We start from the raw sequence: 23,600 nt of genomic DNA on the forward strand, positions 1-23,600 counted from the left end.
CTACGCCGACCGGTCGAACGGCCGCCAGGAGATCACCCCGATCCACCCGGAGCTCAAGGACGCCCTGGAGCCGATCCTCGCCGAGACCTTCCACCACCTGCGGGTCGGTGGTGCCCCAGTACGGCGGCAGCGAGGCGCGCAGGAACCCGCCGTAGCGGGCGGTGGCCAGCCTCGGGTCCAGGACCGCGATGACGCCCCTGTCCTCGGTGGAGCGCAGCAGGCGCCCCGTGCCCTGGGCCAGCAGCAGGGCGGCGTGGGTGGCCGCCACCGACAGGAAGCCGTTGCCGCCGTGGGCGGCCACGGAGCGCTGGCGGGCCGAGGCCAGCGGGTCGTCCGGGCGCGGGAACGGGATGCGGTCCACGATCACCAGCGACAGCGACGGTCCCGGCACGTCCACCCCCTGCCACAGCGACAGGGTGCCGAACAGGCAGGCGTTCTCGTCCTCGGAGAACCGGCGGACCAGCTGGCCGGTGGAATCCTCCCCCTGGCACAGCAGCGGGTGGTCCAGGCGCTCGCGCAGTTCGTCGGCGGCCTGCTGGGCGGCGCGCATCGAGGAGAACAGCCCCAGGGCGCGGCCGTCGGCGGCCTCGATGAGCTCGGTGATCTCGTCCAGGTACGCCGGGGAGAGCCCGTCCCGGCCGGGCGGTGGCAGGTGGGCGGCGACGTAGAGGATGCCGCTGCGGGCGTGGTCGAACGGGGAGCCGACGTCCAGCGCCCGCCACCGGGGCTCGCCCGCGGCGCGGTGCGGGCCGTCCTCGGCGTCGCCCCCGCCGGTCGCGGCGGCGCGCTCGGCCTCCGCCCGCTCCTGGCCGACCTCCCGGCCCAGCCCCCACTGGCGGGCCAGCGAGGAGAAGGAGCCCCCCAGGGTGAGGGTGGCGGAGGTGAGGACCACGGTGCGGTCGCCGAAGAGCTTCTCGCGCAGCAGCCCGCCCACGGCCAGCGGGGCGACGCTCAGCGCGGGACGGCGCCCCGGGGCCTTGGTGAGCCACACGACGTCGGTGCGGTCGCGCAGCGCGGGCTCGAAGGACTCCAGGACGCGCACCGCGGTGTCGTGGACCTCGGTGAGGGCGGCCAGGGCCAGGCGGCGCTCGCTGGCGGCCTCGGCCTCCTGCTCGCCGGGCGAGGGCCCGATGGCGGTGACGCACGCCGCGGCGGCGTCGCGGACGACCGCGACCGCCCCGGCCAGCCCCTCGTCGATGTGGTCGATGCGCCCCTCGGGGGCGTCGGCGAACATCAGCGCCAGGCCCTCGCCGGCCTCGGTCAGCCGCTCGGCGACCATGGGCTCGATGAGGCGGCCGGCGCGTTTGGCGGCGATGGTGACGGTGCGCTCGGCCAGGGTGCCGGTGGCCACGGAGGTGGCCCGGTCGACCAGCTCGTGGGCCTCGTCGATCATGATCGTGTCGTGCTCGGGCAGGATGTGGTTGCCCTGGGTCATGTCGATGGACAGCATCGCGTGGTTGGTGACCACCACGTCGACGCCCTTGGCCTCCTCGCGGGCGAACTCGGCGAAGCACTCCTGCCCGAAGGGGCAGATTCGGGCGCCCATGCACTCGTTGGCGGACACCGAGACCTGCCGCCAGGCCAGGTCGGTGACGCCCGGGACCAGCTCGTCGCGGTCGCCGGTGGCGGTCTCCTCCGCCCACTCGTGCAGGCGGGCCACCTGCTTGCCCAGGGAGGACAGCTGGCGGGGGTCGAACAGCTCGGCCTCGTCGGAGTCGTCGGCCGCGGTGTGCAGGCGGTTGCGGCACAGGTAGTTGCGGCGGCCTTTGAGGACGGCGAACGTGGGCTCGCGGCGCAGCAGGGGCTTGAGCGCCCCGGCCAGCCGCGGCAGGTCGCGGTCGATGAGCTGGTTCTGCAGGGCGATGGTGGCGGTGGAGACCACGACGGAGGTGTCCTTCTCCATCGCGCGCCGGATGGCCGGGACGAGGTAGGCCAGGGACTTGCCGGTGCCGGTGCCCGCCTGGACGACGAGGTGCTCGCGTCTGTCGACGGCGTCGGCGACGGCCGCCGCCATCGCGGACTGGCCGTCGCGGCGGCGGCCGCCCAGGGCGGCCACGGCGGTGTCGAGCAGGGTCGGGACGTCGGGGAGATCTGCCACGGATCGACAGTACCGGCCGCCGGGGACGGACCGGGCCCTGTCCACAGGCCCGGCCCGCCGCGGGTCACCCGAGCTCGCGGAGCAGCTCGTCCAGGGCGTCCATGGACTGGCCGAGGCCGTCCTCCATGCCGGAGGCGATCATGCCGTCCCGGTCCTCGACGCTCTGGTAGACGGAGACGTTGGTGTAGAGGGTGCGGCCGTCCCCGGCGTCCTCCAGGGTCATGGTCTCCATGGCCACGTGGCCGGGCATGCCCTCGAACTCGAAGGTCTGCACGACCCGCTCGGGCGCGGTGACCTCGTGGTAGACGCCGCGGAAGGCGTACTCCTCGCCCTCGGCCCTCTCGACGAACCGCCAGCTGCCCCCGGTGCGGGGCTCGGCGTGGTCGATGACGGTCTCGGAGGTGGGCAGCCCCCACCAGGCGGCCAGGTGCTCGGGCTCGGTCATGGCCCGGAACACCAGCTCGCGGGGGGCGTCGAAGCTGCGCTTGATGACGATGTCCTGCCGGCCGGGCTCGGCGATGATCTCGAGGTCGCTCATTGTCCTTCTCCCTGGTTCTTCGCTGCCTGTTCCCTGATCCTGCTGATCTCGGCGTCCAGCCTCCCGAAGCGGTCCTCCCAGCGGCCGCGGTAGCGGCCGAGCCAGTCGGAGACCTCGCGCAGCGGCGCGGTCTCCAGCCGGCAGGGGCGCCACTGGGCCTCCCTGCCCCGGGTGATGAGCCCGGCGCGTTCAAGGACCTTCAGGTGTCGCGAGATCGCCTGGAGGCTGATGGGGAACGGTTCCGCGAGTTCGTTGACGGTCGCCTCGCCCTCGGCCAGCCGGGCGAGCAGAGCCCGCCGCGTCGGGTCGGCCAGAGCGGCGAAGGTGAGACTCAACGGGTCGTCCGCCATCCGTGTATTCAACCTCCTTGTTGATCAACCGATGTGTTGATCATCGCACCCGGCACCGACAGAACGGGGAGCGGTACGGTCTCCTCCCGGCAAAATCTCGAAAGGGGTCCCGATGGCCCTTCACGCCGAGGGGGAACCGGCGGGGAGGGAAGGGGGCCGCGTTCCGGAGCGACCGGCGGGCGGGGCGCCCACAGGGGCGGCCGCCCCGGCCGTTCCGGCGGCGAGCAGGCTCAGGGCGTCGGCGGAGGCGGCGTCCTGCGGGGTGTAGATCTCCAGCCGGTGGTCGGGACTGTCCGGCTGGATCCACACCTGGTAGTCCACGTCCACGTCGCCCAGCACCGGGTGGCGCAGGTTCATCGGCCCCGTCGTGCAGTCGGCGACCTCGACCCGCGCCCACAGGGACGCGAACTCCGCGCTGTGCATCATCAGCTCGCCGATCAGCTCCGCCAGCCGGCCGTCCGTGGGGTACCGGCCGCTGGCCAGGCGAAGGTAGGCGACGTGGGCGCGGGCCAGCTCCTCCCGGTTGCGGTACAGGTCCCGGGTGTGCGGGTCCAGGAAGAACAGCCGCGCGTTGGTGGGGCGCCGGGACGGCTCGTCGGGGGCGCCGAAGTCGACGTGTTCGGCGAACAGGGCGTGCCCGGTGCGGTTCCACGCCAGCACGTCGCCGCGGCGGCCCCACACGATCGCCGGAACGCTCTCGCCCAGCGACCGCAGCAGGGTGAGCACCCGGGCGTCCGGGCGCTCCGGCCGCGGGCGGACCATGCGCAGGGCGGCGGGGCGGCGGGCGAGGTTGTGCAGGTGGGCCGTCTCGTCGGCGTCCAGCATCAGGACCCGGGCCAGGGCGTCCAGGACCTGGGCCGAGGCGGTGCCCGCCTGGTCCTGTTCGAGGCGGGTGTAGTAGCCGGCGCTGACCCCCGCCAGCTGGGCCAGCTCCTCGCGGCGCAGGCCCGGGACGCGCCGGGCGGTGCCGTAGGTGCGCAGGCCCACGTCGTCGGGGGTGACGCGGTCCCGCCGGGTCTTGAGGAAGGCTCCGAGGCTGTCCGTTCTCATGCCCCTGAGCGTAGGCGGCGGGCGGGCCGGCGTGCCTGCACCTGCCGGGTGTACCCACGGCGGGTGTCTGGTCGCGGCGGCGGGGCGGCGGCACTGTTGCCGCCATGGGAACGAATCGAGAACGAACGAGCGCACGGACCTGGTTCGGCCTGCTGGTCGTGCTGGGGCCGGTGCTGCTGGTGGCCATGGACGCCTCGGTGCTGTACCTGGCGATGCCGCGGGTGATCGCGGACCTGGAGCCGGGGGCGGACCAGGCCCTGTGGATCCTGGACTCCTACAGCTTCGTGGTGGGCTCACTGCTCATCGCGTTCGGCAACCTGGGGGACAGGTACGGGCGGCTGCGGCTGCTGATGATCGGGGCCGCGGTGTTCGGCGCCGGCTCGGTGGGGGCGGCGCTGTCCCCCACGCCGGAGGCCCTCATCGGGTTCCGGGTGCTCATGGGGCTGGGCGGGGCGACGCTGCTGCCGTCCTCGCTGGCGGTGATCGGCGAGCTGTTCACCGACCCGCGGCGCCGGGCGCAGGCGATCGGGGTGTTCGCGGCGACGTTCGCGGCCGGGTTCGCCGTCGGGCCGGTGGTGGGCGGGATGCTGCTCAGCCGGTTCGACTGGGGGTCGGTGTTCCTGATCAACGCGCCGGTCGTGGTGGCCTTCCTGGTCCTGGCACCGCTGGTGCTGCGCGAGGTGCGCGCCGGGCGGCCCGGCCGGGTGGACGCGGCGAGCGTGGTGCTGTCGGCGGGCGGGCTGCTGCTGGCGGTGTACGCGGTCAAGGGGATCGCGGCGCACGGGGTCTCGGCCGTGACGGTGGCGACCGGGGTCGCGGGGGCGGCGCTGCTGGTGTGGTTCGTGCGGCGCCAGCGCACCCTGGACCACCCCCTGGTGGACCTGGGACTGTTCCGGGACCGGGTGTTCGCCCTCGCCATCCTCACGAGCGTGTCGACGCTGGTGGTGTGGGCGGCGTCGATCTACCTGACCGGTGTGTACCTCCAGTCGGTGCTGGGGCTGCCGGTGCTGACGGCGGCGCTGTTCGCCCTGCCGGGGGCGGCGGTGCTGACCCTGAGCTCCATCGGGACACCGGTGCTGGTCCGGTGGATCGGAGCCCGCCCGGCCCTGGTCCTGGCGCACGCGAGCATGGGCGCGGGCCTGCTCCTGCTGCTGGCGCTGGCATCGGACGGCGGGGTGGTGCCGTACGTCGCGGCGACGATGGTCGCGGGCGTGGGGTACGGGATCTCGTTCAGCCTGGTCGCCGACATCGCGGTGTCGGCGGCGCCCCGGGAGCGGGCGGGCGCCGCGGCCGCCATGGCCGAGACCGGGAACGAGATCGGGCACGCGCTCGGGATCGCCCTGCTGGGGTCGCTGGCGGCGTTCGTGTTCCGGCTGCTGGGGCCGGGCACGGCGGGCACCCTGGACGAGACGCTCCGGACTCCGGGGCTGACGGCCGCCGCCGCGGACCAGGCCCGGGAGGCGTTCGTGACGGGCCTGCACGTCACCGTCGCCGTGGGCGGGCTGCTGGCCCTGGGGCTGGCCGTGCTGGCCGTGCGCCTGCTCCCCCGGTCCGCACCGGCCGCCGAGGCGCCCGAGCCGGTCGCCCGCTGAGCCGCGGCCGGGGGTGACCCGGCGGAAACGACGAGACGGCCCTGCCGGCGCGTGGAACGCGCGGGCAGGGTCGTCTCGGAGTCGAACGGGTCCGGCGGGACGTCACCCGCCCTCGTGGGGCGAGGCCCCACATCGGGGGTCCGGGCGTGAACCCGGCGGAAACGACGGAACGACCCGGCGAGGCGGACGAAGTCCACCGGGCAAGGTCGTTCCGGAGTGGAGTGGAGCTATGGGGATTCGAACCCCAGACCTCCTCCATGCCATGGAGGCGCGCTACCAACTGCGCCATAGCCCCGTGCGGGTGCCGTCCGGGTCTCCCCGGCGACATGGTCGAGTCTATCGGATCGCGGGGGGTGCCGTGACCCGGCCGGGTGTCGGGCGGCCCACACCGCCCGGCACCGGCGGCGGTCAGCGGACCTGGACGGGCATCGGGTAGGCCTGCCCGAGGCCGAAGCAGCCGGCGACGAGCAGTGCGGTCACGGCGATGAGCAGTACGTCCCACCGGTCGGCCCTGAGGTGGGAGAGGCGGATGCGGCGCCCCGCCGGGTGTTCGGCGGCGTAGGTGAACCCCTTGGTCTCCAGCGCCTCCACGGTGGTGCGGGTGCGCTTGGCGGTGTTGAGCATCAGGGGGTAGAACGCCGCCACCACGGTGGTGGCCAGCCGCACGGCGGCCCGCCACCCCAGGAACCCGGGCGGGGGCGGCGGTGCCGCGCGCAGCCGGTACCCGTCGACGACGGTGTGGAACTCCTCCATCAGCACCGGCAGCATCCGGTACCCGTAGCTCACCCCGAACGCGACCATGGCGGGCGCGTGCAGGGCCAGCAGCGCGTCGGACAGCTTCTCCGGGTCCAGGGACACGAACGCCGCCATGCTGGCCAGGCTGACGGTGGCGAGCTTGAGCGTGAGCTCGGACAGCGCCAGCACGGTGCCCAGGTCCCCGCCGAAGAACCAGGACGCGACCAGCAGGTACACGCTCTCCAGCACGAACCCGATGAGGAACAGCCCGAGGATGAGCGGCCCGACCCGGCTGAGCACGACGGCGGCCGCGCACACCAGGAACAGCCCGGCGAGCACGGTCAGGTCGTGGGTGAGCCAGGGCACCACGGCGAAGACCAGGTACCACCCGATGACGAACCGGGGGTCCCGGGAGGCGAGCAGTCCGCCGCGGGTGGCGTAGGCGGTCCGCAGGAGTTCGAGTTTGACCCACTCGACGGAGAGGGTGTCCCGTTCCCTGCGGTGGCGTTCAGCGGTGGCCATCGGCGGTCCCCTCGGTGATCGGGCGGCGGCCGAGGAGGTCGGCCACGGACAGGGGCGGCGGCTCCAGCCCCAGTTCCAGGCCGAGCCGGACGACCTGGGGCGGGACGAGCCCGGCGGCGGCCATGAGCCCCGGGTCGGAGAACAGCGCCGCCGGGGTGGTGTCGGCGGCGATCCGGCCGCCGTCCAGGACGACGACCCGCTGCGCCCAGGTGGCGACCAGGTGCATGTCGTGGGTGGCGACGACGGTGCAGCGGATGGTGTCGGCGAGCGCGTCGAGCATGGCGATGACGGCGTCGCGGCTGGCGGTGTCGAGGCTGGAGGTGGGCTCGTCCAGCAGCAGGAGGGCGGGCCGCACGCCCAGCCCGATGCCGAGGGTGGCGCGGCGCTGCTGGCCGCCGGAGAGCAGGCGCCCGTCGCGGTCGGCGAGGCCGGTGAGCCGGATGCGCTCCAGGATGGTGTCCACCAGCGCGTCGGTGTCGGGGACCCCGTGCGCGGCGGGGAACATGGCGATGTCCTCGCGCACGCTGTCCTTGAGGAACATCTGCTCGGGCCGCTGGTACAGGTGGCAGACCCGGTGGGCGAGGTCGGCGGGCCGCACGGTGCGGGTGTCGACGCCCTCGACGCGCACGGTCCCGGCGCGGGGCACCTTGAGGCCGGTGAGCAGGCGCAGCAGGGTGGACTTGCCCGCCCCGTTGCCGCCGACCAGGGCGACGCGCTCGCCGGCGCCCAGGGTGAGGTCGACGCCGCGCAGCACTTGCGTGAGCCCGCCGCCGACCTCGCGGTACCCGTGGTGGACGCCGGAGAGCTCGGCCACGGCCTCCCCCGGCGGCGGCGCCGGCGGTGCCGGGGCGGCCCCGCCCAGGGGCACCCCGCGCAGCGCCCGCGCGGCCTCGGGGACGGTGAGCGGGACCGGCGCCCCGGGGGCCAGGACCCGCACCGCACGGGCGATCTGCGGCGCCGGGATGCCGTGCCGGTCGAGTTCGTCGTGCCGTTCCAGGGCCTCGCGCACCGGCAGGTGCCACACCGGTGCGCCCTCGGCCATGAGGACCACCGAGCGGGCGTACCGGGCGACGAACTCGGCGTGGTGCTCGATGACGACGACGGTGGTCCCCCGCCGGGTGTTGAGGTCGGTGAGCGCCTCGTAGATCCGTTCCGCGCGGACCGGGTCGAGTTCGGCGACGGGCTCGTCCACCACGACGACCTCGGGCCGCAGCGCCAGCACGGAGGCGAGCGCCACCAGGTGCTGCTGCCCGCCGGACAGCTGCCAGGTGAACCGGTCGGCGAGGTGGGCGAGGCCGAGCAGCTCCAGGGCCTCCTCGGTGCGCTCGGCGTGGTCGGCGAGCCCGAAGTTGACGGGAGCGAAGGACACCTCGTCGCGGACGGTGGGCCGCACCAGCTGGTTGCCGAAGTCCTGGTAGACGTAGCCGACCAGGTGGGACAGGGCGGCGACGGAGGCGGTGCGGGTGTCGGTGCCGCACACGCGCACGGTCCCGTCGAAGTCGCCGGACCAGTAGTGCGGGACGAGCCCGTTGAAGGTCTTGCACAGGGTGGTCTTGCCGGAGCCGTTGCCGCCGATGACGGCGGTGATGTCGCCGCGTTCGACGCGCAGGTCCACGCCGGTGAGGGTGTCCCGGGCGGCGCCCGGGTAGCGGAAGCGCAGCCCTCGGACCTCGACGGCGGGTGCGGCGGGGTCGCCGCCGCTCACCGCGGCCCCTCCCCGTCCCGGACGTCCTGGGCGGCGCGCTCGCGCCGGGAGTGGACGACGAACCGGACCGCCATGACCGCGGCGGCCAGCACGATGGCCGCGGCCGACGCCCCGATCCACAGGAACCGCTGCCCGTACCGGTCGATGAAGTCGGGCTGCCACACCCCGAAGTTGTCGAAGATCTCGGAGGTGAACGCCGCGATCATCGACACGAACGCCAGCACCAGGGCCAGCAGCAGGAACGCGCCGGTGCCGCGCTCGGCCAGCGTGTGGGGCCGGGCGGGGTCGCGCGGGGCCAGTCCGAGCAGGGGCTCGATCCTGCCGTACAGCCGGGGCGCCAGCGCCATAGCGGGCAGGGCGCCGAAGAGGATGCCGCTGATGACCAGTTCGGTGGTGAACCCGACCGCCTCCAGCAGCAGGATCGACTCGGGCAGGCCGGGCACGAACTCGGCGTCCTCGACGCCGACCATGACCTTGCCGATGTCGACGACGGCCGACAGGAGCTTGTCGACGAACACGACGGTGACCCCGGCCAGGAACAGCTGCCCGCGGCGGCGCGGGTCGCGGACCAGGCAGCCCGCGATGTACACGCCCAGGAACATCTGGAGGTACCCCTCCAGCTCCCCGATGCCGGAGAAGTCGCCCATGAGCAGGTCGACGAAGACGATCTCGCCGAGCGGGGCGCCCAGGGCCGCGTAGAGGGGGTGGAACAGGGAGGCCATGACGACCGGGACGAAGGCCAGGTAGGACACGGACAGCTCGACCGGGCCGAGCCTGCCCTCGGGCAGGACCTCGGTGATGATGTTGGCCAGGCCGAACAGCGTCATGCTCAGGACGAAGACCATGAGCTTCTGTCCGGAGTTGAGCGCGGGCGGCCGGGACGGCTCCCGGACGTCGGGGGGCCGGGGGGCGGGGGTGGCCATGGTGGGTGACCTTTCGGGGGGAGGGGGAAGGAGGGTCTCTCAGGTGGCGAGGGGCACCGGGGTGCCCGTCCACAGCCGGAGCAGGTCGCCCGTCTCGTCGATGACGTGGTCGGGGCGCAGCAGCGGGTCCCGGCCGGTGCGCGCGGCGTCGATGCGCTCGTCGGAGGCGGAGCCGCCGCGCACGATGACCGCGGTCCCGACTCCGGCCCGGCGGGCGGCGGCGGTGTCGCGCCAGGGCTTGTCTCCCACGAACCACGCGCGCGCCGGGTCGGCGTCCAGGGCGGTGAGGGCGGAGCGGACGGTGGCGGGGTCGGGTTTGCGGTGGCCCAGCTCGTCGGAGTAGACGTGGGCGCCGATGAGGTGGGCGATGCCGAACCGGTCGAGTTCGTCGCGGACGGCGCGCCCGCAGACGGTGTTGGAGACGACCGCGACGGGGATGCCCCGTTCGGCGCAGTGCTCCAGGACCTCGCGGACGCCGGCGCGCATCCGGGCCAGGCTCTTGGAGTCGGCGTACTCCAGGGTGAGCTGCGCGGATTCGGCGTACAGGAAGGCGCGGACGCGTTCGGGCAGGTCGCGGCCGACCATGTCGTGCCAGAACGCGCGCGGGGTGATCTCGGGGATCGGCCCGTCCTCGTCGTGCCCCGCCTTCCAGTCGCGGTAGCGGTCGCGGCCGGCGCGCACCAGGGCCAGCATGTCCTCGGTGGTGGCGGCGTAGCCGACGCGTTCCAGGCGGCGGGCCAGGGAGGCGGCGAAGTCGCGCTGGACGTCGGGGGTGGCGCTGGAGACGGCGATGACCCCGCCCTGGTCGAGCAGGAGCGCGCCGGGCTCCCCGGGGTCCAGGGCGCGGCGCGCCGCGGCGGGGCCGTGCGCCCGGGGCCGGACCACCCGGACCGGGTCCTGTTCCGTGTCCTCTCCGGCGGTCCGTGCCGGGGCGGCGTCGGCCGCCTGGGCCGGGACGCTGTGCCAGAGCGGGTCCACCAGCCCCTCGGGGGTGTCGAAGACCGCGTCGGCGCTCTCCCGTACCGGGTAGGGCGGGGTGTCGGTGTGGTGGTGGCGGGTGAGGACGACGGCGGCCGCCCCGGCCCTGCGCCCGGCGACCACGTCGCGGTCCTGGGTGTCGCCGACGTACCAGCAGTGCCCGGGATCGGTGCCCAGGGCGCGGGCGGCCAGGGCGATCATCTCCGGGTGGGGCTTGCGGATACCGACCTCGTCGGAGTACACCTGCACGCCGATGGCGTCCTCCAGCCCGGCTTCGCGCAGCAGTGACCGGTGGGCGCGGCCGGAGTGGGCGTTGGAGACGATGCCCACGCGCACGCCCAGGGTGCGGGCGGCGTGCAGCAGGTCGCGGATGCCGGGGCGGAGGCGGTGCTCGGAGAGCAGGGTGGACATGTCGGCCAGCAGCGGGCCCGCGCTGCCGGCGAGGGTCTCCCGCACCGGGTCGGGCAGGTCGGAGGCGAGGAAGTCGGTCCAGATCTCGCGGTGGGTCAGCTCGCGCGGGGTGCGTCGGCGGCCGGCGGCGTTCTTCCAGTCCTTGAGCGCCGCCAGGCCCGCGTCCAGGGAGGCCCGCAGTTCGGCGGCGGGCACGTCGTGCCCGGCGCGCAGCAGGGTCTCGCGCAGGTGCAGGGCGACGGCGGCGCGGCCCTCGGGCGGTTTGCGGGTCTGGAAGACGACCCCGCCGAAGTCCAGCAGCAGGGCGTCGGGGCGTCGGCGCAGGGCGGGGATCGGGTCCAAGGTGTCTCCTGCCGGTCGGGGCCCGCCGCGGCGGCCCGGAGAGTGCGTTCACCGGTGACGGTAAACAGGGGCCGGAGCCGGGGGAAGGACTTTCGGTGGCCGGTCGGGAAACGGGTCTGGAACGTTCCAGTCGGTGGCGGGTGGGGCGCTCCGATCCGGGACACAATGGTCGTTGTGACAGGAACCAGACCCGGGCGCCGTCCCACCATCGTCGATGTCGCCGCGGCCGCCGGGGTGTCCAAATCCCTGGTGTCGCTGGCGCTGCGCGGGGATCCCGGTGTGAGCGAGGAGACGGGGGCGCGCATCCTGGCCGCCGCCGACCGGCTCGGCTACCGCTCCAACCGCCTGGCCCGCGGGCTGGTGCAGGGGCGCACGATGATCCTGGGCGTGCTGCTCACCGACCTGGCCAACCCGTACCACACGGAGGTCGTGGCGGGCGTGGAGGAGGCCGCGGAGGGCCGCGGGTTCACGGTGCTGCTGGCGCACGGCCGCCGCGCCCGGGGGCGGCTGGAGCACCAGCTGGACTCCTTACTCCAGCTCAACGTGGACGGGGTCGTGGTGGTGAGCTCCTGGGTGGGCGCCGCGGCCCTGGCCGACGCGGCACGCAGGGTGCCGGTGGTGATGGTGGGACGGCCGCGGGAGTTCGCCCCGGGGGTGGACACGGTCGCCAACGACGACGAGGCGGGGGCGCGGGCGGCGGTCCGGCACCTGCTGGAGCTGGGCCACACGCGGATCGGGCACCTGTCCGGCAGCGGCAGCCCGTCGTCGCGCTCGCGCGAGGCCGGGTACCGGGAGACCATGCGGGAGGCGGGGCTGGCCGGGGAGGTGCTGGTGCGCCCGGTGGGCGGCGACCGGGAGCGCGCGGCCGCGGAGCTGCTGGCGCGTGGGCCCGGCGCGGTGTTCGCGGTCAACGACCTGGCGGCGCTGGCGGTGCTGGACCACGCCCCGCCGGAGGTGTCCGTGGTGGGCTACGACAACACGTCCCTGGCGGAGGTGACCCGCCCCCGGCTGACCAGTGTGGACCAGCCGCGCGCGATCATGGGGAGGCTGGCCACCGAACTGCTGTGGGAGCGCATGGGCGGCCGCACCGGGGACCGGCACGAGGTGCTGGCGCCGGAACTGGTGGTGCGCGATTCCACCGCACCGCCCGGGCAGCGGCGAGGAGGGGGTACGCCATGACGGATCCGGTCGACGTCCTGCGGCGCTGGGAGGAGCACGGGGGTGTGTGGCGGGTGGTCGCGCGCACGGACTCCGAGGTGACGGTGTCGCTGTGCCGGTGCGACGGCGGCGAGGAGGCGGAGCGCCTGATCTCGGGCGATCCCGGCCTGCTGGCCTTCGTGGACGCGCACGGGTGAGGACCGCGGCCGCCCCCGCGGACCCCGGTCCCCACCACCGCGCTGCCCCCGCTACCGGGCGGCCGCCCGGTAGCGGTGCACCGCCAGCGGGACGAACACCGCCAGCAGCACCAGCGGCCACACCAGCGCCATGAGCAGGGCGTTCTGCGCCACCCAGGAGTCGGACACCACCCCGGGCGAGCCGAACAGGTCGCGGGCGGCGATCACCGTCGCCGACAGCGGGTTCCACTCCGCCAGCGGGGCCAGCCAGCCGGGCATGCTCGACGTGGGCACGAACGTGTCCGCGACCATGGCCAGCGGGAAGACCAGCGAGAAGAACTTCATGGCGGCCTCGGGGCTGCGCACCACCAGCCCCAGGTAGATGCCGATCCAGGTGAAGGCGAGCCGCAGCCACAGCAGCAGCCCCAGGGCGGCCAGCGCCGAGAGCCAGCCCTCGTTCCAGCGCCACCCGATGAGCAGGCCCATCCCGGCCAGCACGGCCAGGTCCACCACCCCGGAGACCACGTCGGAGACGCTGCGCCCGGCCAGCAGCGCCGACGGCGCCATCGGCAGGGTGCGGAACCGGTCGATGACGCCCCTCCCGGCGTCGGTGACCACGGCGATGGTGGTGTTGCCGATGCCGAAGGCCATGGTGAGCGCGAAGAGGCCCGGCATCAGGAAGTCCCGGTAGTCGTCCACACCGGCAGCGGCGCCCATGGTCTCGCCGAACACGAACCCGAACAGCAGCACCGCCAGCACCGGGATGAGCAGGGTGCCGATCAGCTCGTCGGGCTTGTGCACCAGGTGGGACAGGTAGCGGCGGGCCACCACCCCGGTATCGGACAGCGCCCATCCCAGGCGCCTGGCCATCACGGTCATCGCGGACCCTCCCCGGTGGTCGCGTCCTCTCCGGTGCGGCGGCCGGTCAGGCTGAGGAACACCTCGTCCAGGCTGGGCCTGCGCAGCGCGATGTCCTCCACCTCCAGCCCGGCCTCGTCCAGGGCCCGCACCACCTTGGCCAGCTCACTGCCGCGCCCGCCCACGGGTGCGCGCACCGTCTGGGTGTCGGGGTCGACGTCGAGCGGGGCGCCGCACACCCGGCCCAGCACCTCCACGGCCTTGTCGACCTCGGAGGGGTCGGTGACCACCACCTCCACGCGGCTGCCGCCGACCCGCCGCTTGAGCTCGTCGGGGGCGCCCTCGGCGATGACCCGGCCGGCCTCCATCACCGACACCGTGTCGGCCAGCCGGTCGGCCTCCTCCAGGTACTGGGTGGTGAGCAGCACGGTGGTCCCCCGGTCGACGAGGTCGCGCACCGCCCGCCACACCTCGGCGCGGCTGCGCGGGTCCAGGCCGGTGGTGGGCTCGTCCAGGAACAGCACCTGCGGGTCCAGGATGAGGCTGGCCGCCAGGTCCAGGCGGCGGCGCATGCCGCCGGAGTAGTGGCGGACCGGGCGCTCGGCGGCGTCGGTGAGGCCGAACCGCTCCAGCAGCTCCGCGGCCCTGGCCTTGGCCTCCCTGGGCCGCAGGTGGTGCAGGCGGGCGAACATCTCCAGGTTGCGCCGGCCGCTGAGCACCTCGTCCAGGGCGGCGTACTGGCCGGTCAGGCCGATGCGCTCGCGCACCCGGCGGCTCTGGGAGGCCACGTCGTGCCCGGCCACCCGGACGCTGCCCTCGTCGAACCGGACCAGGGTGGACATCACCCGGACCGCGGTGGTCTTGCCCGCGCCGTTGGGCCCGAGCAGGGCGTGCACCGTGCCCGGGCGCACGACCAGGTCGAACCCGTCCAGGGAGGGCCGGCTCCTGGACGGATAGGTCTTGCGGACCCCCTCGGCGAGGATCACCGGTCCGTCGGCGGTCACCGGGTGATCCTCCCCCCCGGGACGGCGGCCGCCCGCTGCGCGGGCAGGGCGGCGGACCGGGCCGGGGCGACCGGTCGGGGCAGCGGGGTGCGGGCCACCGGGTCGACCAGGGTGACCTCCTCGTAGCGTCCCAGGGCGATCCGGGCCATGTTGCGCACCGACTCGCTGCCCTCGGTGTAGTAGGCGCAGTGGCCGGGGATGTCGCCGGTCTCGATGCGCAGGCCCCCGAAGCCGGGGCGCAGCGGGGTGGGTCCGTGGCCGATGTCGCCGAGGCGGCCGCGCGGGAAGCGGCGGATCCAGTCGTCGCGTCCCTGGGCGACCCAGAGGTTCCCGGAGTAGCGCAGGTCGGCGGTGGAGGAGCCGCCCATGCCGGGGCTGCCCAGGGCGATGCAGTCGTCGACGCGGCCCTCGGCCAGCGCCAGGCCGCACACGACGGTCCCGTAGCTGTGCCCGACCAGGGTGATGTGGGCGTCGCCGGGCAGGTAATGGGTGAGCCGGACGAGGTCGGGGGCGGCCCGCCGGGCCGGTCCGCGCATCGCGCCCTCGAAGAATCCGCGGGGGGTGTCGTAGCCCATCCACACCACGACGGCGAAACTCTCCCCCGTGGCGATCTCGCCCATGGTCCGCAACAGGGTCGCGCCGTTCACCCGGGGGCGGGTGGGACGGCTCGGGTCGAAGTAATTCCCCAGGTAATTGTCGTTTCCGGGGACGAGGACGATGATGTGATCGGCGGTCGCCGGATCACCCAGGGCCTCGACGATGCGCCCGTCGCCGGACTCGTCGTAAGCCAGCAGTCGAAGGCCGTTCCACTCCTGCTCCTCGTAGTGCAGAGGCGCCAGGGGCGGCGCGGTCCGGGGGCCCGCCGTGATCATGATCCTCCGTCGGATCGAGGGATTCTCTAACGGTTTCGACGTTAGATGCGCGGGTCGCCGCATTCGATGGTGCCGACTCCCGATTCACCGTCCACCCACGCCCACCCCGCGGGTGGTGGTGGCACTACCGACGAAAGTGGTGAAGGCCGCGTGAGCTGCGATTCCTCCATTCTTCGCGGGAGATCCGCAGGTGAATTGTCCCCTCTCTCCATTCGCGTGTCCGAAACCGGCCGCCGACCGTTCACCGCCCGCACACCGTTCGAACGTCCGGGGAAATTCCGGGGAATCGTCCGGTACCGGACCGCTCGGCCGCACCCTCGATTCCGTCACCCCCGCCGGTTAGGGTCGGCCCATGGGACCACGACCGACAGGGCGGCTGGCGGCGACCGACACGGGCCGCGACCTGGTACTGACCCGCACCTTCAGGGCACCGATCGAGGACGTGTGGGCGAGCGTCACCGACCCCGACAGGACCGCGCTGTGGTTCGCGTCGTGGACCGGTGAGCCCGGGCCGGGCCGGACGGTCCGCTACCGCCTCACCCTGGAGGAGGGCGCCCCGGAGGGCGACCTGCGCATCGACGCCTGCGAGCCGCCCCGGCGACTGGCGGTGAGCAGCGAGGACGAGTACGGCTCCTGGCGACTGGAGGCCCTGCTGTCGGCCGAGGCGGGAACGACGACGCTGACGTTCGTCCACCACCTGGATCCGGACACCGACCTCGGGTCGATCGGGCCGGGCTGGGAGTACTACCTCGACGCGCTGGCGGCCTCCCGCGAGGGGGAGCCGCTGCCCGCCTTCGACTCCTACTTCCCGTCCCAGCAGGCCTACTACGCGGCCCTCACCCCGACCTGAGCCACCCCCGCACACATGTGAGGTCCGCCACTCCCCTGCCGGGGATCACCTTGGAAAGCACGCCGCGGGCGCAGCCCGCACACGATGTAAGACCAGGCACCGCCGAGGCCCACGATGCACGCGGCCCCCGCCACAGGGGGTCACCTCGGGGGGTTCAGGGGGTCTCCCCCCGGCAGGCACGACGAAGACGACCCTGCGAGCGCGTCCAACGCGCGAGCAGGGTCGTCTGAGAGTCGAGTGGAGCTATGGGGATTCGAACCCCAGACCTCCTCCATGCCATGGAGGCGCGCTACCAACTGCGCCATAGCCCCTGGTGCGCCGCTCGGTTACCCCGGTCGGCGATGGAATTACTGTACCGAAGGTTAAGAGGTGGTTGAGCCAGGGGGGCGGTCCCGTGGCCGGTGGTGGCGGCGGACGGCCCGGGCCGGGGGCGAATACCCTGGGGGTGTGCCCGAATCAAAGCTTGAAATCCAGATGCTCCACGACCGCCTGCTGGTGAAGACGGTCCCCGACAAGAGCGAGCGGCGCAGCAGCGCGGGTCTGGTCATCCCGGACACGGTGAAGCTGGCGACGCGGCTCGCCTGGGGTGAGGTCGTGGGCGCCGGCACCGGCGCCCGCCATGTCAAGACCGGGGACCGGGTCCTGTTCGACCCGGAGGAGCAGGGCGAGGTCGAACTGAACGGCGAGCGGTACATCATCCTGCGCGAGCGGGACGTGCACGCGATCGCCAAGGAGGCCCCGGAGCGGGGTACCGGCCTGTACCTGTAGCACCCGTCGCCTCCGGGGCCCGCGGGCTCCCGGAGGTCCGCTCCGTATCGGGTCAGTCGTCCCGCCCGGGCCGCCGCTCCACCGCTTTGACGAGCGAGTGCAGGCACAGGGTGAGCGCTTCGTAGGCGGGGACCCTGGCCGTGGTGACGTAGGTCCAGCCGGCGTACAGCCCGGACCACAGCAGCTGTTCGGCCCACAGCGGGGTGATCCTGGGGTCGATGGTGCCGTCCTCGTGCCCCCGGACGATGAGCGCCTGCAGGGCCAGGTCGGCGGCGCTGCACTCGTCCTGGTCGCGGGCGTCCTCGGTGAGGTCGTCGGAGCCGAACGCCAGCATGATGACCTTGCGCAGCGTGAAGTACTCGGCGACGAGCCGGGTGAACGCCTCGATGGCGGTCCCCTCGGTGGTGCGCGCCCGCTCGCAGGCCTCGTTGGAGAGCTCGTCCGCGTAGTCGCGCAGGGCTTCGATGAGGTCGGCCCGTTCGGCGAAGTAGCGCTGCAGCGTGCTGCGGGCGACCCCGGCGGCTCTGGCCACCTGGGACAGGGGTGCGGCGGGGTTGTCTCCGAGGACCTGCACGGCCGCGTCCAGGATGGCGCGGCGGGTGCGGGCACGGGTCCTCGTCTCTTCCTCTGAGGTTGCGCTCTTCACCATGCGCTCATCCTAGGCTTGCGGGTATTTGGTTGACAATAATCGGTCACATATGACCTAATTTCAAGCATGGCTGATCGCATTGAGACAAACGATGCCCCGATCCCGGCGGAGTCCCCGCCCGGGGAGGAGCCGCGCTTCGCCCAGTTGAAGGTGCTGTGGTCGTTCGTGCGCCCGCACCGCCGCAAGCTCCTGCTGGGCCTGGTCCTGGCACTGCTCGGCTCCGGGCTGGAGCTGGCCAACCCCATGGTGGTCAAACTCGTCCTGGACACCCTGGCCGAGGGGGGCGGGCTGACGCTGCCCATCGTCCTGCTGCTGGGCCTGTTCGCCGTCGGCGCGGTGCTGGGCATGTACCACTGGATCCTGATGGGCACCGTCGCCGAGAAGGTCGTGCTGGACGCGCGCACCTCGCTGGTGCGCCGCTACTTCCGGGCCGCGCTGATCCCGCTGTCCCGCCGCTCCTCCGGCGAGCTGGTCACCCGGGCCACCTCCGACACCGTGCTGCTGCGCGAGGCCGCGTCCACGAGCGTCATCAGCCTCATCAACGGCGCCGTGCTGCTGGTCGGCACGCTGGTGATGATGGCGGTCCTGGACCTGGTCCTGGTCGCCGTCACCGCGGCCGCGGTGCTCATCGTGACGGTCCTGTTCCTCACCCTGATGCCCGCCCTGGCCAAGGCACAGGAGAAGGCACAGAACTCCCTGGGCCTGATGGGCGGCGTGCTGGACGGGGCGCTGCGGGCGATCCGCACCGTCAAGGTGAGCCGCGCCGAGGAGCGCCTGGGCGACACGATCCTCGTCCACGCCCGCGAGGCCGCCGAGCACGGCGTGCGGGCGGTCCGCCGGGAGGCGGTGGCCTGGACGATCGCGTTCAGCGGCATCCAGCTGGCGATCATCGCCATCCTCGGCGTGGGCGCCCTGCGGGTGGCCTCCGGCGACATCGGCGTGTCCACCCTGATCGCGTTCCTGCTGTACGCGTTCACGCTGCTGAACCCGGTCATGGAGCTGTCCCAGAGCGTGAGCACGCTGCAGTCGGGCATCGCCGCGGCCAAGCGGATCCGCGAGGTGGAGGCGATCCCGCTGGAGCCGGCCGCCGAGGCGCCCGCGGGTCCGGCGCCGGCTCCGCTCGGCGGCCGCCCCGCCTCCGCCAACGGGCACGGCCCGGACGCCCTGCTGGAGCTGCGGGGGGTGACCGCCCGCTACGCCCCGGGCGCCGCGCCCGCGCTCCGGGACGTGGACCTGGTGATCCCCCGGCGGGGGCACACCGCGATCGTGGGCCCGTCGGGGGCGGGCAAGACCACGGTGCTGTCGCTGCTGCTGCGCTTCCTGGAGCCGGAGGGCGGCGAACTGCGGGTGGGCGGCACCCCCTACCGGGAGCTGACCCCCGAGCAGGTGCGCGCGCACTTCGCCTACGTGGAGCAGGACACCCCGGTGGTGCCGGGCACCCTGCGGGACAACCTGCTGTTCAGCCGCCCGGAGGCGACCGAGGAGGAGATCCGCCGGGTGGTCGGGGACGTCCGCCTGGCCGACAAGATCGACGCCCTGGAGGAGGGCCTGGACACCCCGCTGGACGCCACTGCGTTCTCGGGCGGCCAGCGCCAGCGGGTGGCCCTGGCCCGGGCGCTGCTGCGTTCGCCGGACGTGCTGCTGCTGGACGAGGCGACCTCGCAGGTGGACGCCATCACCGAGGCGGCGATCACCGAGAGCGTGCGGCGGCACGCCGACCGGGCGGCCGTGGTGACGGTGGCGCACCGGTTGTCGACGGTGATCCACGCCGACCGGATCATCCTCATGGAGGAGGGCGGGGTGCGCGCCCAGGGGACGCACACCGAGCTGCTGGAACGCGACGAGCTGTACCGCGACCTGGTCGCGGCGCTGCACATCGCCGAGGTCGGGGCCGAGGTGCCGGAGCCGACCGCGGCCGGCTGAGCCGCGGGTGCGTTCGGCCGCGCCGCCCCGGCCCGGGGTCCCCGGGCCGGGGCGGTCCCGTGTCCGGGCCGGTCAGGGCGCGGCGGGCGCCCCGGCCACGCCGAACGGGTTGTCGATGACGTACCGCCACAGCCCGTCGGCCCCGCGCCGGGCCACGTCGGTGGCGGTGCCGCGGATGTCGACCTCCCGCCCGTCGGGGCCGGTGCCGCGCACCTCCCAGTCGACGATGAGGAAGGCGATGTCGCCCGCCTGGTGGACGTGCCGGGGGCTGACCGCGATCGGCACGCCCAGGGACATGAACCGGGCGTTGCCCTCGCGCCGCGCGGCCCCGGTCAGCGGGGCGGCCGGGTCCAGGACGAGGATCCCGTCCTCCTCGTAGACGCGTTCCACCAGGTCGGGGTCGCCGGAGTTGAAGGCGCTGGCGAACACGGCGGGGTGTTCGCGCACGTCGGTGGTCAGGGGCAGTACGTCGGTCTGTGATCCGCTCATGCCCCCAGCCAACCGTGCGGCCGCGCCCGGGTAAAGCGGTTATCCCAGGAGCGCCCCGACGGTGCGCAGGGTCCCGTCGCGCAGACCGGTGAGGCGGGTGGCGGTGGCGAGCCCGCTCATCGCCCGGGAGGCGCGCACGAGGCGGGCGGCCGGGCGGCGGCGCTCCCGGTCGTAGCGGGCCAGCCCCTGGTCGACGGCGGGGGCCTCGCCCAGCGCCCGGGCCAGGGCGGCCGCGTCCACCAGGGACTCGCAGGCGCCCCGCCCCAGGTTGGGCGCCATGGCGTGGGCGGCGTCGCCGATGAGGACGCGGCGCCCGTGCACGTAGGAGGCCGGGGCGGGCAGGTCGTAGAGGGTGCGCCGGTCGACGGCGGTGCCGGGCAGGGCGTCCAGGACCCGGGTGACCCCCGCGTGCCAGCCGCCGTACAGCCGGCGCAGCAGGACGAGGGGGTCCGCCCCGCGGTCGGGCGCCAGGTCGGCGCGCACGGCCGCGTACCAGTTGGCGGCGCGGCCGTCCATGGGGGTGACGCCGAAGAGGCGGCCGCTCCCCCAGGTCTCGGTGAAGGTCGCGACATGGCCGGGCACGGCTCCCCGGTAGGCGACGGTGCCCAGCCCCCGGGAGGCGGGCGCGGCGGGGAAGGCGCCGCGGCGGACGGCGCCGTTGAGGCCGTCGGCCCCGACGACCACGTCGAATCCGCCCACTCCGGCGGCGGCCTCCTCCGGGGTGACGGGGGTGTTCCAGCGGACCGTTCCCGCGGGCAGGGCGCCGACCAGGATCTCCAGCAGCGCGGAACGGGCGACCAGGCGGGCGGCGGGGGCGCGCCGGTCCAGGCGCACGAGGGTCCGTCCGGCGGGGTCGGCCAGCCGCGCGGCGGTGGGGACGCTCCCGGCGGCGCGGACCGCCGCCCCCAGACCGAGCCGGTCCAGGGCCTCCAGGGCGGGCGGCCACATGCCCAGCGCCCCGCCGATGTCGGGCGGGCCGGCGTGGCGTTCGCGCACCTCGACCTCCCAGCCCCGGTCCAGCAGGCCGCGGGCGGCGGCGAGTCCGGCGATACCGCCTCCGACGATGAGTGCTCTACCGTTCATGGCCCCACGCTACTACGATCATAGTAGCCCGTCACTACGTTTATAGTTCCCCCATGTCGGAGACTCGCGAACGCGCCCTGGACGCCGCCATCACCCTGCTCGGCACGGGCGGCGTGCACGCCCTCACCCACGGCCGGGTGGACGCCGCGGCGGGCCTGCCCAGGGGGTCGTCCTCCAACCACTTCCGCACCCGCGACGCGCTCGTCACCGCCGTCGTGGAACGGCTGGAGGAGCTGGACCGGCGCGACTGGGCGGCGATGGACCTGCCCGGGGAGCCGACGCTCGACCTCTTCCTGGACGCCGTCACCCGGTTCATCGAGGCCTCGGTGACCACCGACCGGGTCCGCACCGTCGCCCGTTACGCGCTGTCGGTGGAGGCCACCCACGACCCCCGGATCGCCGCCGCCCTGTCCCGGGGCGCGGCCCTCATCCAGGAGTGGGGCGCGCGCGTCCTCGCCGACCTGGGCGCGGCCGACCCGCAGGCGGCGATGCGCACCCTGATGGCCTACGCCGACGGGCTCATCCTGCGCGGGGTCACCCGCCCCGGGGTCGTCGAGCCCCGGGAGCGGATGGCCGCCGTGGTCCGCGCCTGCCTGGAGTGACCCCGGCGCTCAGCCCTTGACCGCGCCGGAGGTCAGCCCGGCCACGATCCGGCGCTGGAGCACCAGCGCGAAGAGGATCAGGGGGACCGAGACCAACACCGACGCCGCCATGACCTGGCCGATCGGGTTCTCGTACCCGACGCGCTGGAAGGTGCCGATGAACACCGGGACCGTCTGCACGTTGAGGTCGCGGGGCGCGAACGAGAACGCCAGCAGGAACTCGTTGGTGGCGTACACGAAGGTCAGGATCGACGCGGCGCCCACCCCGGGCGCCGCCAGCGGCGCCACCACCCGCCAGAACGCCTGGAACGGCGTGGCCCCGTCCACCTTCGCCGACTCCTCGACCTCGCGCGGGATGCCCGCGAAGAACGTGGCCAGGATGAAGATGGACAGCGGCAGGGTCAGCGCCACGTACGGGATCACCATGCCCGCGTAGCTGTTGAGCAGGTTGACCCCGGTCAGCGACTGGAGCTCCAGGTACATCTGGTACAGCGGGTTGACCAGCGCCACCGGCGGGAAGAGGGTCGCCACCAGGGTGACGGCCAGCAGCACGAACCTCCCGCGCAGCGGCAGCCGGGCCAGGGCGTAGCCCGCCAGCGCCGCCACCGGGATGCAGATGACCGTGGTCAGCGCCGCCACGATCAGCGAGTTGCGCAGCGCGAACTGGAACCCCAGGTCGAAGACCTGGCCGTAGTTGTCCAGGCTGAACGGCCCGTGCAGGATGTTGGGGTCGGTGAGCGCCACCGACCCGGTGCGCAGGCTGGTCATCGCCATCCACAGGAACGGGAACAGGCACCACAGCAGCACCACCGCGAGGCCCAGCAGCTTGAGCGCGTTGACCAGGGCCGGCGGTGTCCCCCGCCGTGTCCGGTGCGCCTCGCGCACCGCCTCGCGGGCCCGGTCCTGCTCCGAGATCGTCACCGCTTCACCTCCCGTGCCGTGTCGCCGACCATGTGCCGCCCCATCCGGGAGATGAACGCGAGGCCGACCAGCATGACGATCACGAAGGTGACGGTGGACAGCGCGCTCGCGTACCCGAGGCGGGGCTCGGCGACGAGGAAGCGCTGCGCGTACACCGACAGTGTCGCCAGCGAGTTGGAGTACCCGGCGAACACGTACGCGAAGTCGAACATGCGCAGCGCGTCCACCGTGCGGAACAGCAGCGCCACCACGATCGCGGGGCGCAGCAGCGGCAGCGTGACGGACCGGAAGCGCTGGAGCACCCCGGCGCCGTCCATCTTGGCCGCCTCGTAGTAGTCCTTGGGGATCGTCTGGAGCCCGGCCAGCAGCAGCAGGGCCACGAACGGCGCGGTCTTCCACACGTCCGCGGCGATGATGCCGACCATGGACCACGCCGGGTCGCGCAGCCAGTTGACGTCGGTGCCGAGCACCGCGTTCACGAACCCCGGGTTGTGGTCGAACATGTACCGCCACACCTGGGCGGCGACGGCGGTGGGGATCACCCACGGCACCAGGATCACCGCCCGGGTGAGGCCGCGGCCGACGAACGCCTGGTGCATGATCAGCGCGAAGCCCAGTCCGATCACGAACTCCAGTGTCACCGAGGCCACGGTGAAGACCAGGGTGTTGAGCGCCGCGTTGTAGAAGCCGGGGTCGGTGAGGGCCCGCGCGTAGTTGCCGAACCCCGTGAAGTCCTGGTTGAAGCCCCGGATCTCGTAGAGGCTCATCAGGACGGCGTAGAAGACCGGGAAGAGCGCGATGACGGCCATGAAGGCGAACGAGGGGGCCAGGAAGATCCTCCCCATGGCCCGTTCGCCCAGGCCGTGGCCCGGGTTCCGGCGGGGCCCCCGGCCGCCGCCCCGGGAGGTCCGGCCTCCCCCGCCTCCTCCGTCCCCGCCCCCGCGCGGCCGGGGCACCCGGCCCGTGCGGTCCTGCGCCGTGTGTCCGCTGCTCTGTCGTGTCG

At 73.8% G+C, this 23,600-nt stretch carries 23 protein-coding genes and 2 tRNA genes; 7 read left to right on the forward strand and 18 right to left on the reverse strand.

The window, feature by feature from the left end; all coding sequences use genetic code 11:
* The 4 genes from ABZ249_RS29505 to ABZ249_RS29520 all read right to left on the reverse strand — a co-directional run.
* On the reverse strand, nucleotides 1-2,098 hold a 2,098-nt coding region (locus ABZ249_RS29505; RefSeq protein ID WP_355269322.1), incomplete at its 3' end, for an ATP-dependent DNA helicase.
* Between the two features lie 64 nt (nucleotides 2,099-2,162).
* Nucleotides 2,163-2,636 (reverse strand): SRPBCC family protein, encoded by a 474-nt coding sequence (locus ABZ249_RS29510; RefSeq protein WP_220559672.1) that lies wholly within the window; start codon nucleotides 2,634-2,636, stop codon nucleotides 2,163-2,165.
* Complete coding sequence (locus tag ABZ249_RS29515; protein WP_220559671.1) at nucleotides 2,633-2,986, reverse strand: metalloregulator ArsR/SmtB family transcription factor; 354 nt, start codon at nucleotides 2,984-2,986, stop codon at nucleotides 2,633-2,635. The genes ABZ249_RS29510 and ABZ249_RS29515 overlap by 4 nt, the downstream gene beginning before the upstream one ends.
* Nucleotides 2,987-3,106: 120 nt before the next feature.
* Entirely contained in the window at nucleotides 3,107-4,036 is a 930-nt protein-coding gene (locus ABZ249_RS29520; protein WP_355269324.1) for a helix-turn-helix transcriptional regulator, read from the reverse strand.
* 104 nt (nucleotides 4,037-4,140) lie between these two features.
* Here ABZ249_RS29520 and ABZ249_RS29525 point away from each other — a divergent pair, with 104 nt between their 5' ends.
* Nucleotides 4,141-5,628, forward strand: a complete 1,488-nt coding sequence (locus tag ABZ249_RS29525) for an MFS transporter (protein ID WP_355269326.1) — start codon at nucleotides 4,141-4,143, stop codon at nucleotides 5,626-5,628.
* 222 nt (nucleotides 5,629-5,850) lie between these two features.
* Here the strand turns inward: ABZ249_RS29525 and ABZ249_RS29530 are convergent.
* The 5 genes from ABZ249_RS29530 to ABZ249_RS29550 all read right to left on the reverse strand — a co-directional run bounded on the left by ABZ249_RS29530 (nucleotide 5,851) and on the right by ABZ249_RS29550 (nucleotide 11,244).
* Nucleotides 5,851-5,923, reverse strand: a tRNA-Ala gene (locus ABZ249_RS29530).
* 113 nt (nucleotides 5,924-6,036) lie between these two features.
* Nucleotides 6,037-6,885: an energy-coupling factor transporter transmembrane component T gene (locus ABZ249_RS29535; protein WP_355269328.1), complete on the reverse strand. Its 849-nt coding sequence runs from the start codon at nucleotides 6,883-6,885 to the stop codon at nucleotides 6,037-6,039.
* Nucleotides 6,872-8,590, reverse strand: a complete 1,719-nt coding sequence (locus ABZ249_RS29540; protein WP_355269330.1) for an ATP-binding cassette domain-containing protein — start codon at nucleotides 8,588-8,590, stop codon at nucleotides 6,872-6,874. Before ABZ249_RS29540 ends, ABZ249_RS29535 begins: the two co-directional genes overlap by 14 nt.
* Nucleotides 8,587-9,513 (reverse strand): cell division protein FtsQ, encoded by a 927-nt coding sequence (locus ABZ249_RS29545; protein WP_355269332.1) that lies wholly within the window; start codon nucleotides 9,511-9,513, stop codon nucleotides 8,587-8,589. Before ABZ249_RS29545 ends, ABZ249_RS29540 begins: the two co-directional genes overlap by 4 nt.
* A gap of 39 nt (nucleotides 9,514-9,552) precedes the next feature.
* Nucleotides 9,553-11,244: an HAD-IA family hydrolase gene (locus ABZ249_RS29550; protein WP_355269334.1), complete on the reverse strand. Its 1,692-nt coding sequence runs from the start codon at nucleotides 11,242-11,244 to the stop codon at nucleotides 9,553-9,555.
* A gap of 174 nt (nucleotides 11,245-11,418) precedes the next feature.
* Here ABZ249_RS29550 and ABZ249_RS29555 point away from each other — a divergent pair, with 174 nt between their 5' ends.
* Together ABZ249_RS29555 and ABZ249_RS29560 are read left to right on the forward strand one after the other, a co-directional pair.
* A complete protein-coding gene (locus tag ABZ249_RS29555) occupies nucleotides 11,419-12,423 on the forward strand; it encodes a LacI family DNA-binding transcriptional regulator (protein WP_355269336.1) in 1,005 nt (334 codons plus the stop codon).
* Entirely contained in the window at nucleotides 12,420-12,599 is a 180-nt protein-coding gene (locus ABZ249_RS29560; RefSeq protein WP_355269338.1) for a hypothetical protein, read from the forward strand. Before ABZ249_RS29555 ends, ABZ249_RS29560 begins: the two co-directional genes overlap by 4 nt.
* A gap of 51 nt (nucleotides 12,600-12,650) precedes the next feature.
* Here ABZ249_RS29560 and ABZ249_RS29565 read toward each other — a convergent pair whose 3' ends face one another.
* Genes ABZ249_RS29565 through ABZ249_RS29575 form a run of 3 tightly spaced genes read right to left on the reverse strand, consistent with a single transcriptional unit; the run spans nucleotide 12,651 to nucleotide 15,312 of the window.
* Nucleotides 12,651-13,457: an ABC transporter permease gene (locus tag ABZ249_RS29565; RefSeq protein WP_220559663.1), complete on the reverse strand. Its 807-nt coding sequence runs from the start codon at nucleotides 13,455-13,457 to the stop codon at nucleotides 12,651-12,653.
* The gene (locus ABZ249_RS29570; RefSeq protein WP_355269340.1) at nucleotides 13,454-14,440 is read right to left on the reverse strand and encodes an ATP-binding cassette domain-containing protein; all 987 of its coding nucleotides are present in this window, start codon (nucleotides 14,438-14,440) and stop codon (nucleotides 13,454-13,456) included. Before ABZ249_RS29570 ends, ABZ249_RS29565 begins: the two co-directional genes overlap by 4 nt.
* Nucleotides 14,437-15,312, reverse strand: coding sequence for an alpha/beta hydrolase (locus ABZ249_RS29575; protein ID WP_355269342.1), 876 nt, complete (start codon nucleotides 15,310-15,312; stop codon nucleotides 14,437-14,439). Before ABZ249_RS29575 ends, ABZ249_RS29570 begins: the two co-directional genes overlap by 4 nt.
* A 352-nt stretch (nucleotides 15,313-15,664) precedes the next feature.
* Between ABZ249_RS29575 and ABZ249_RS29580 the strand changes: the two genes are divergently transcribed.
* Nucleotides 15,665-16,162 carry an SRPBCC family protein gene (locus tag ABZ249_RS29580; protein ID WP_355269344.1) on the forward strand — a complete coding sequence of 166 codons (498 nt, stop codon included), beginning with the start codon at nucleotides 15,665-15,667 and terminating at the stop codon, nucleotides 16,160-16,162.
* Nucleotides 16,163-16,400: 238 nt separating this feature from the next.
* Here ABZ249_RS29580 and ABZ249_RS29585 read toward each other — a convergent pair.
* Nucleotides 16,401-16,473 (reverse strand) — tRNA-Ala (locus tag ABZ249_RS29585).
* A gap of 163 nt (nucleotides 16,474-16,636) precedes the next feature.
* On the opposite strand from ABZ249_RS29585, the gene ABZ249_RS29590 reads away from it, so the two are divergent.
* Complete coding sequence (locus ABZ249_RS29590) at nucleotides 16,637-16,930, forward strand: co-chaperone GroES (RefSeq protein WP_220565614.1); 294 nt, start codon at nucleotides 16,637-16,639, stop codon at nucleotides 16,928-16,930.
* A 52-nt stretch (nucleotides 16,931-16,982) separates the two neighbouring features.
* Here ABZ249_RS29590 and ABZ249_RS29595 read toward each other — a convergent pair whose 3' ends face one another.
* Nucleotides 16,983-17,579, reverse strand: a complete 597-nt coding sequence (locus ABZ249_RS29595; protein WP_220559661.1) for a TetR/AcrR family transcriptional regulator — start codon at nucleotides 17,577-17,579, stop codon at nucleotides 16,983-16,985.
* 150 nt (nucleotides 17,580-17,729) lie between these two features.
* On the opposite strand from ABZ249_RS29595, the gene ABZ249_RS29600 reads away from it, so the two are divergent.
* Entirely contained in the window at nucleotides 17,730-19,502 is a 1,773-nt protein-coding gene (locus ABZ249_RS29600) for an ABC transporter ATP-binding protein (RefSeq protein ID WP_355269422.1), read from the forward strand.
* Between the two features lie 72 nt (nucleotides 19,503-19,574).
* On the opposite strand, the gene ABZ249_RS29605 is transcribed toward ABZ249_RS29600, so the two are convergent.
* On the reverse strand, nucleotides 19,575-19,991 hold the full coding sequence (locus ABZ249_RS29605; protein ID WP_220559660.1) for a nuclear transport factor 2 family protein: 417 nt from the start codon (nucleotides 19,989-19,991) through the stop codon (nucleotides 19,575-19,577).
* Between the two features lie 39 nt (nucleotides 19,992-20,030).
* Entirely contained in the window at nucleotides 20,031-21,074 is a 1,044-nt protein-coding gene (locus tag ABZ249_RS29610; RefSeq protein WP_355269347.1) for an FAD-dependent monooxygenase, read from the reverse strand.
* A 53-nt stretch (nucleotides 21,075-21,127) separates the two neighbouring features.
* Here ABZ249_RS29610 and ABZ249_RS29615 point away from each other — a divergent pair, with 53 nt between their 5' ends.
* The gene (locus tag ABZ249_RS29615) at nucleotides 21,128-21,676 is read left to right on the forward strand and encodes a TetR family transcriptional regulator C-terminal domain-containing protein (protein WP_355269349.1); all 549 of its coding nucleotides are present in this window, start codon (nucleotides 21,128-21,130) and stop codon (nucleotides 21,674-21,676) included.
* 9 nt (nucleotides 21,677-21,685) lie between these two features.
* Here the strand turns inward: ABZ249_RS29615 and ABZ249_RS29620 are convergent, their stop codons facing one another.
* Nucleotides 21,686-22,597, reverse strand: a complete 912-nt coding sequence (locus tag ABZ249_RS29620; RefSeq protein WP_355269351.1) for a carbohydrate ABC transporter permease — start codon at nucleotides 22,595-22,597, stop codon at nucleotides 21,686-21,688.
* Complete coding sequence (locus ABZ249_RS29625; protein ID WP_355269424.1) at nucleotides 22,594-23,442, reverse strand: sugar ABC transporter permease; 849 nt, start codon at nucleotides 23,440-23,442, stop codon at nucleotides 22,594-22,596. The genes ABZ249_RS29620 and ABZ249_RS29625 overlap by 4 nt, the downstream gene beginning before the upstream one ends.
* Between the last annotated feature and the right edge of the window lie 158 nt (nucleotides 23,443-23,600).

Origin of the sequence: Nocardiopsis sp. NPDC006139 (assembly GCF_040614155.1) — a bacterium.
GTDB classification, from domain to species: Bacteria; Actinomycetota; Actinomycetes; order Streptosporangiales; family Streptosporangiaceae; genus Nocardiopsis; species Nocardiopsis changdeensis.

Coding starts and splice junctions, on each gene's coding strand:
- ABZ249_RS29565 (WP_220559663.1), bottom strand. CDS start 13,457: ATGACCGTGATGGCCAGGCGCCTGGGATGGGCGCTGTCCGATACCGGG.
- ABZ249_RS29510 (WP_220559672.1), bottom strand. CDS start 2,636: ATGAGCGACCTCGAGATCATCGCCGAGCCCGGCCGGCAGGACATCGTC.
- ABZ249_RS29545 (WP_355269332.1), bottom strand. CDS start 9,513: ATGGCCACCCCCGCCCCCCGGCCCCCCGACGTCCGGGAGCCGTCCCGG.
- ABZ249_RS29590 (WP_220565614.1), top strand. CDS start 16,637: ATGCTCCACGACCGCCTGCTGGTGAAGACGGTCCCCGACAAGAGCGAG.
- ABZ249_RS29605 (WP_220559660.1), bottom strand. CDS start 19,991: ATGAGCGGATCACAGACCGACGTACTGCCCCTGACCACCGACGTGCGC.
- ABZ249_RS29515 (WP_220559671.1), bottom strand. CDS start 2,986: ATGGCGGACGACCCGTTGAGTCTCACCTTCGCCGCTCTGGCCGACCCG.
- ABZ249_RS29580 (WP_355269344.1), top strand. CDS start 15,665: ATGGGACCACGACCGACAGGGCGGCTGGCGGCGACCGACACGGGCCGC.
- ABZ249_RS29525 (WP_355269326.1), top strand. CDS start 4,141: ATGGGAACGAATCGAGAACGAACGAGCGCACGGACCTGGTTCGGCCTG.
- ABZ249_RS29575 (WP_355269342.1), bottom strand. CDS start 15,312: ATGATCACGGCGGGCCCCCGGACCGCGCCGCCCCTGGCGCCTCTGCAC.
- ABZ249_RS29625 (WP_355269424.1), bottom strand. CDS start 23,442: ATGGGGAGGATCTTCCTGGCCCCCTCGTTCGCCTTCATGGCCGTCATC.
- ABZ249_RS29610 (WP_355269347.1), bottom strand. CDS start 21,074: ATGAACGGTAGAGCACTCATCGTCGGAGGCGGTATCGCCGGACTCGCC.
- ABZ249_RS29535 (WP_355269328.1), bottom strand. CDS start 6,885: ATGGCCACCGCTGAACGCCACCGCAGGGAACGGGACACCCTCTCCGTC.
- ABZ249_RS29615 (WP_355269349.1), top strand. CDS start 21,128: ATGTCGGAGACTCGCGAACGCGCCCTGGACGCCGCCATCACCCTGCTC.
- ABZ249_RS29560 (WP_355269338.1), top strand. CDS start 12,420: ATGACGGATCCGGTCGACGTCCTGCGGCGCTGGGAGGAGCACGGGGGT.
- ABZ249_RS29520 (WP_355269324.1), bottom strand. CDS start 4,036: ATGAGAACGGACAGCCTCGGAGCCTTCCTCAAGACCCGGCGGGACCGC.
- ABZ249_RS29595 (WP_220559661.1), bottom strand. CDS start 17,579: ATGGTGAAGAGCGCAACCTCAGAGGAAGAGACGAGGACCCGTGCCCGC.